The organism is bacterium, from assembly GCA_021372615.1.
In the GTDB taxonomy this organism is placed as follows: domain Bacteria; phylum Armatimonadota; class Zipacnadia; order Zipacnadales; family UBA11051; genus JAJFUB01.
Map to the genome: position 1 here is coordinate 65,207 of JAJFUB010000080.1, position 7,017 is coordinate 72,223.

General features: G+C 66.9%; 6 protein-coding genes. 1 reads left to right on the top strand and 5 read right to left on the bottom strand.

Annotated elements, in window-relative coordinates:
- Positions 1 to 71 precede the first annotated feature (71 nt).
- The 4 genes from rplI to LLH23_11920 form a co-directional block, all read right to left on the bottom strand.
- Complete coding sequence (gene rplI, locus LLH23_11905; protein MCE5239178.1) at positions 72 to 653, bottom strand: 50S ribosomal protein L9; 582 nt, start codon at positions 651 to 653, stop codon at positions 72 to 74.
- Positions 654 to 747: 94 nt separating this feature from the next.
- Complete coding sequence (locus tag LLH23_11910; GenBank protein ID MCE5239179.1) at positions 748 to 2,325, bottom strand: MlaD family protein; 1,578 nt, start codon at positions 2,323 to 2,325, stop codon at positions 748 to 750.
- Positions 2,326 to 2,383: 58 nt separating this feature from the next.
- Entirely contained in the window at positions 2,384 to 3,145 is a 762-nt protein-coding gene (locus LLH23_11915; GenBank protein ID MCE5239180.1) for an ATP-binding cassette domain-containing protein, read from the bottom strand.
- A gap of 2 nt (positions 3,146 to 3,147) precedes the next feature.
- A complete protein-coding gene (locus tag LLH23_11920) occupies positions 3,148 to 3,975 on the bottom strand; it encodes an ABC transporter permease (GenBank protein ID MCE5239181.1) in 828 nt (275 codons plus the stop codon).
- Between the two features lie 395 nt (positions 3,976 to 4,370).
- Here LLH23_11920 and LLH23_11925 point away from each other — a divergent pair, with 395 nt between their 5' ends.
- Complete coding sequence (locus LLH23_11925; protein MCE5239182.1) at positions 4,371 to 5,927, top strand: glycosyltransferase; 1,557 nt, start codon at positions 4,371 to 4,373, stop codon at positions 5,925 to 5,927.
- Positions 5,928 to 6,020: 93 nt separating this feature from the next.
- On the opposite strand, the gene htpX is transcribed toward LLH23_11925, so the two are convergent.
- Positions 6,021 to 6,854 carry a zinc metalloprotease HtpX gene (htpX, locus tag LLH23_11930; GenBank protein MCE5239183.1) on the bottom strand — a complete coding sequence of 278 codons (834 nt, stop codon included), beginning with the start codon at positions 6,852 to 6,854 and terminating at the stop codon, positions 6,021 to 6,023.
- Positions 6,855 to 7,017: the final 163 nt, after the last annotated feature.

A 7,017-nucleotide genomic window follows, 5' to 3' on the forward strand; every position in this document is an offset into this window, starting at 1 on the left:
AGCGGCAGGAGGGGCCGCCGTCTCCGCGCAAGCCCCTCCTGTCAGTGCTCAGTCCATGCTGCGGAGACCGGCTATTCCGCCGTGTCTTCCTCGGCCGCCTCGTCCTCGACTTCTTCGGCCTCGGCTTCCGCGTCCTCGACTTCCTCGACGGCTTCCTCAGCCGGCTCGGCGGCGGCTTCCTCTTCGGCCTCGTCCTCGTGCGCCTTCTTTTCGGGCACGACCCGCACGGGCAACTGCGCATGGACATCCTTGTACAGGCGCGCGGAGACCAGGTAGTCCCCGACCTCGCGGATGGGCTCGGCCAGCTCCAGATCGCGCTTGTCAATCTTCAGCCCGAGCTGTTCCGTGGCCGCCTCGGCGATCTGCGCCGTCGTGACGGTCCCGTGCAGCTTGGTGCCCTCGCCCGTCACGTGCTTGACGGTGACGAGCTTGTCCTTGAGCTGCTCGGCCAGGGCCTGGGCGACCTCGCGCTTCTCGCCGTCGCGGCGGGCGATGGCGCCCCGGCGGTTCTCGAGGTCCTTGAGGGCGCCCCTGGTCGCCGGCACGGCCAGCTTGCGCGGAACGAGGTAGTTGCGCGCATAACCGTCAGCAACCTTCAGGATGTCTCCCTCGTGACCGACGCGCTCGACATCCTCCAGCAAGATGACTTCCATCTGTGTGTTCTCCTCCGTGATGACCGCGCCGGCAGCCTGGTGACGGCGCGACGACAGTTCCAGGTTGGGTTGACCGGAGTCAGCGGGCGAAGCCCTACCGCCCGGTCTTATAGCTTACGCCGACAAACGGGTCACTGCGGTCCCCGATGTCGCTAAAGCCCAGCAGTACGTCTACCCGCGGCATCAGGTGGTAGCTGCCGCGCAGGTCCACGTGCACGTCATTGGGGTCCCACACGTCCGCCTCGAGCGACATTCGCGGGGACAGGTCCACATCATAGCCGGCGCCGACCTTGCCCGAGGTGAGCCCCAGGCGCAGGCGGTCGCGGCCCACCGGGAAGGCCCGCTGCAGCGTCAGCGCCTCGCTCTCGCCGACGTTCCGGACCCCGACCCGCCAGAAGGCGTTCGGGTTCTTGCCGTACCGGATGTCCACGTCGGCATTGACCTGCGGCGAGGTCTTGAACGGCACCTGGAGGTCCACACGCGCCCGCACGTCGTCGGGCGCCATCGCCTGGCCCACATTGGAGAGGTCCGCGAGGGCCCGGTTCGTCTGCTCCAGTGTCGCCTCGGCCCGGTCCAGCGTACGGGTGCCCGACTCCGCTGCCTTCCGGACGGCGGCCAGCGTGCCCTGCAGGTCGTCCTTGAACTTCGGGTCGGTGAGGACCCGGTCATAGTCGGCCGTGATGTGCGCGATATGGTCGGCAGTCTCGCGCATCCGCGCCAGCGCCTGCTTCAGGTCAGCCTGGGTCTGCTCGTCGCCCAGCATCTTCTCCGCCTGGGCCGTGACCTGGGCCAGGTGCGCCGTCGCCTGGTGCATGTTGTCTAGCGCGCCCTGCATCTTGTCGCGTGTCTCAGGCGTGGCGAGCACCTGGGTGAAGCTGTCCGTGATGGCCGACAGGTCCTGCGAGATGCTGCGCAGGTTGGACGTGGCCACGGCGGCATCGTGCGGTATGCTCGAGGTCGCCAGCGTCCGCCGCACCAGTTCGGCAGTGGTGCGCACTGATTCGGAGGCCTGGGCCAGATTGGCCGCGACGCGCGCCACGTTGGGGCCGGAACGCTGCGCTTCGGCGGTCAGGTAGGACGCCAGGGCCATCGCCTGGGACGCCAGTTGGTCTGCCTTGGTGGTGGCCCCCACCACGTTGGTCAGGATCAGGCGGATCGCCTGGGCATTGAACTCGGTGGCGAAGGTACCCTTGATGGTCGCCAGGGCGGCGCGCGCTTCCTTGACCAGCGCCCGCGTCTCCTCGGTCAGGTCCTCGATCCCCACCGCCTTGCCGCCGGCGAGATGCCCGCCGGACGGGAGCAGAGTCTTCGGCCTCCCGGTGCCCCGCTGCACATCCACATACTTGTCGCCCAGCAACGCGCCCTGCTGGATGAGGAACTGGTCGGTCTCGTAGATGGGCACATCGCGGTAGATGGCCAGGCGCACGGCGGCCGGCTGCTTGGGGAAGCGCGGGTCGGGCACCAGCGTCACGGACGAGACGCGCCCAATCTTCACACCGGCCATGCGCACCTCGGCGCCGCTGACCAGGCCCTGCACGTTCTCAAAGTGCACATGCACCGGATAGCTCCGGGCACGCACCCAGAAGTCACCCAGGAAGAGCGCCATCGCGCCCACGACCAGCAGGGCCATCAGGAAGAACATGCCGACTTTGGCTTCGGCTGACAACGTCACTCACCCCTCGCCGAGACCGCCCGGTCGCCTCGACACCGCGCGGCTCCGCTGGGATAGACTACACCTTGATGGGGCCGTCAATCGAGCCCGTGATGAACTGCCGCACCACCGGATTGCCGCTGCCGCGCAGCTCGTCGGGCGTACCGGTGGCGATGACCTTGCCCTCGTACAGCATCATCGCCCGGTCGGCATACGCAAACAGGTGCGTCACATCGTGGGTAACCACGATGGCGCTGACGCCGACGTCATCGCGCAGCTTCGCGATGAGGTGGTCCACGGCCGCGGCCAACACCGGGTCCAGCCCGCTCGTGGGCTCATCATACAGCACCAGATCGGGCTGGGTGGCCAAGGCACGCGCGACCGACACCCGCTTCTTCATGCCGCCGGACAAATCAGCCGGCATGAGGTGTTCGGTCCCGGTCATGTCCACGACGTCCAGCAGCTCTGTAACCCGGTGGCGGACCTCGTCATCCGACGCGCCACGGCGGCGCAGCGCGAAGGCCACGTTGTCGTAGACACTCATGGAGTCAAAGAGCGCCGAATACTGAAAGGCCATGCCCATGCGCAGCCGCACTTCGTTGATCTGGGTCTCCGAGGCGTCGGTGATGTCCACGCCATGGACGACAATGCGGCCTGACTGCGGCTTGACCAGCCGCATGATGTTATGCAACAGCGTGCTCTTACCCGCCCCCGAGAGCCCCATCACGCCGAGGACTTCGCCCCGGTACAGCTCCAGGCTCACCCCGTCGAGCACCTGCTTACCCTCAACGGCGTAGGTCAGGTTCTCGACGACGATGAGACGGTCGCGCTCCGGTCCCATGGCTACCCCGGGTAAACAATGGCCGTCAGGAGCAGGTTCGCGGCATAGATCAGCATGATGCAGTAGACGACCGCGCGGGTCACCGCGCGCCCGACATCCTCCGAGGCCATCCGGCAACTCAGCCCCTGGTGACAGCTCACAATGGCGATGATGGCAGCGAAGAACACCGTCTTGGTGATCCCCCCCGCGACGGTCCACGGCCGCAGATTCCCCGGGATGTTCGCCCAGTACGCCACTTCGTTGATCTTGCCCGTGCCCGCCGCGATGAAGTAGCCGCCGGTGACGCCCACGAAATCGCCGATGATCGCCAGCAGCGGCAGCATGACAATGGTTGCCAAGAAGCGCGGTCGGACCAGGTAATGAACCGGGTCCGTGGCCAACGCCCGCAGGGCGCTGATCTGCTCCGTCACCTTCATCGTGCCCAGCTCGGCAGTCATGCCCGAACCGGCGCGGGCCGCCACCACGATGGCCGTCAGCACAGGCCCCAACTCGCGGCACATGCTCTCAGCCACCAGCCACCCCACCAGGTTCCCCACCCCCAGGCGGTCGGCCTGCTGTGCGGTGTGGTAGGCCAGGACCATCCCCGAGAACATGGTCGTGATGGCCACGATGGGGAGCGAATCGATCCCGACCTGCGCCATCTGGTACACGGCCTGGCGTCGTTCAGCGGGGCGGTGGAGGCCGCCGATGGTGTGAAGTAGTAGAATGAAGGTCTCGCCGAAGAAGCTGAAAAACGCCAGAACGCGGCGGCCCAGCGAATTGGTTAGCTGCAGCACCACCGGCACCTCGGCTGCGAGTTCGCACGGGACGCTGACGCCTGGAGACGTCACCCTGGGCTCGAGCCAATCCTGGGGGAATCACTCCGCTGCCGATTATACATTTGCGGGGGCCTGAGCGTCAAGGAACCGCCAGACGCCCCCGAGCGGGGCCGAAGCCCCCTCGCGCCGCCTGCGCTCGGCCGCTCACAGGGGCCGACCGCCTGCGCAGCGCGGGCCGCTCGCCGCCGCAGATTGCGGATACGGAGCGCCCGGATTTGTGTATAATGGTGCCACGGATAGCGGACTATCTGGCACGCAATTCCTCGTGGGTGTGGCTGTCAGGCTGCCACCCGAACCTTCATCCTGTGTCGTCGCACCCTGAGCATGGCGGCGTGAGCCTGTTCCCGGCGCAAGGGCCGCTTGTCCACCCGATGGTTGGCTGTGCAGTTGGAGGCTGAGCACGCTCGATGCTGCCGAAGAAACCCCATGTCGTGGTCTTGACCCTGACCGTGTGGTTGGTGTTGAGTGCCGCGAATTTCGGCTCTTTTGACGCAACCATCCCGTACGAGTACGGGCCCTGGATGCACCTGGCCATCCTGAGCTTCTATGGCTGGTTCATGATGTTCTGGCTGTGGGGCTTGCACACCCTGGCCCACCACATCCTGAGCTTCTGCCCCAGGCTGATTAACCCCCGCCCCGGCGACCCCAAGCCGAACGCCAGAGTCGCCATCCTGTACACGACCTGTGATGACTTCGACCCCGAGGCGTGCGCCTCCGCCCTCCGGCAGACCCACCTCCACACCCGCCTGATCGTCTGCGATGACAGCCACGAGCCGCAGTCGCGCGCGATGGTTGACCAGTGGGTCGCTGCCCAGGACCGGCCCATACTCGTCGTGCGGCGCGGCACCAACCAGGGCTTCAAGGCCGGCAACCTCAACTACGCCATCGAACACTACGCCGACGAGGAGTACCTGCTCGTCTGCGATGCCGACGAATTGATCCCCCCGGACTTCGTCGAACGCCTGCTGCCGTACTTCAGCAGTGATGGCGTGGGCTTCGTCCAGGCCAACCACCGCGCCCGCACCATTCCGCGCACGCACTTCGCAGGGACGCTGGCGCTGAGCGTGGATGTCTTCTTCTCCCACTTCCTGCCCGCCAAGAACCGCTTCGGCTATGTCTCGTGCCAGGGGCACGGGGTCATCATCCGCCGCTCGGTGTGGCAGCAGGCCGGGGGCTTCCCCGAGATCATCTGCGAGGACATGGGCTTTGCGGCCCGGGCCCTGACGGTCGGCTACCGCGGGGTGTTCGTGCCCAGCGTCGTGGCCGAGGAGGCGACCCCGCCCACGTACCGCTCGCTGGTCAAGTCTCGCTCGCGCGTCATCCGGGGCGCGATCCAGTTCTTCCAGACCGAGTGGCCCGCCCTGGCCCACTCGCCGCACATCACGCTGATGGAGAAGCTGGACCTGCTGATCACCGAGTCGGCTGCCTACATCGGTCTGGTGGTGTGCGTCAGCCTGTGGGGCGGCCTCATCATCTCCTACCTCTACAGCCTGCAGGGCGTGAACGGCGACCAGCCGTGGCTGCCCTTCGTCTATGCCCTGGCCCCCGTGCTCGCCGCCGCCCCGATCCTGTACAAGATCCCCCGCGAGCCCGAGCGCTACGGCAAGTACTTGTTCGTCATGGCGGCCAACCACGCCACCCTCATGCCCACGCTGGCGGTCCGGGCCGTCGAGCAGACGCTGAAGCTGCGCCAGCCCATCTTCCATGTGACCGGCAAGATCGGCCGGCAGGAGCAGAGCCCGCTGGACTTCGTGTCCAGCATGCCCTTCGGCATCGCCCTGGTGGCCGGCGGGGTGGTCATGCACTCGCCCATGTCGCCCCTGGTCTTCTGCATCTCCCTGACGTTTCTGCTCACGCCGCTGCTGCGCTTCACCGAGCAGAAGGGCTTCCTGGGAGCCCTGGGGCGGCAGTGGGGCCTGGCGCCCTACCTGGCCATCGCCGCGCTCGGGCTGTGGATGCATTGACGGCAGAGGTTAGGGATTGGGGATTGGGTTACGGCCAAGGCACAACGGCAACGGCGTGAGCCGTTGCCGCTTTGGTATCTGCTGCTGTGTCCCTTACATGCGCTCGAGGCGGGCGATGCGCTCTTCCAGGGGCGGGTGGGTGGCGAAGAGGTTCATCAGTGACCGGCCTGTCAGCGGGCTGACGATGAACATGTGCGCGGTGGACGGCTCTGCCTGCATCGGGATCGCTTCATTGCCCCGCGCCAGCTTGCGCAGCGCGTTGGCCAGCGCGCGCGGATTGCCGCACAACTGGGCACCGCTGGCATCGGCCTGGTACTCACGTGACCGCGAGATCGCCATCTGAATGAGCATCGCTGCCAGCGGCGCGAAGATGAGCATGAACAGGGCGCCGAGCCCGCCGCCGTCGCGGTCATCGCGGCCGCCGCCGAAGATCATGGCCGACCAGGCGAAGATGCGCACCAGCACCATCAGCGCCCCGGCCAGCGTCGCCGCCATCGCCGAGATCAGGATGTCGCGGTTGCGCACGTGCGACAGCTCGTGGGCGACCACCCCCGCCAGCTCCTCCTCGGTCAGCAGCCGCATGATGCCCGCCGTCACCGCCACCGCCGCGTGTTGCGGATCGCGCCCGGTGGCGAAGGCGTTGGGCGAGGGGTCGGGGATGAGGTACAGCTTCGGCATCGGCAGGCCCGCCCGTGCCACCAGCCCGGACACGATCCGGTACAGGCCCGGTGCGCTGGCCTCGTCCACCGGCTGGGCCCGGTACATCATCAGCACGATCTTGTCCGAGTACCAGTAGCTGAAGAAGTTCATGGCGACCGCGAGGCCCAGGGCGATGATCATGCCCTGCTGCCCGCCGGCCCAGTCTCCCACCAGCACGAACAGCCCCGTCAACAACCCCATCAGCAAGACGGTCTTCACTTGGTTCATGGTTGAGGCAGCTTCACACTCCCGTGAGTCTTGAGGCGTCAGGGGATTCAACGACCCAACCGGGCCGGATTGTTTCAGCAGTGGCTGCCAGGGTCGCGGTCGGTGACCGCTCCCACGTGGCAGTGGTCACCGACTGCGCCCTTCGTCATGTCCCACGTGGGAG

What these genes read in the sequence shown, in the direction of transcription:
- rplI (MCE5239178.1), bottom strand. Translation starts at nt 653, where the DNA reads ATGGAAGTCATCTTGCTGGAGGATGTCGAGCGCGTCGGTCACGAGGGA.
- htpX (MCE5239183.1), bottom strand. Translation starts at nt 6,854, where the DNA reads ATGAACCAAGTGAAGACCGTCTTGCTGATGGGGTTGTTGACGGGGCTG.
- LLH23_11915 (MCE5239180.1), bottom strand. Translation starts at nt 3,145, where the DNA reads ATGGGACCGGAGCGCGACCGTCTCATCGTCGTCGAGAACCTGACCTAC.
- LLH23_11925 (MCE5239182.1), top strand. Translation starts at nt 4,371, where the DNA reads ATGCTGCCGAAGAAACCCCATGTCGTGGTCTTGACCCTGACCGTGTGG.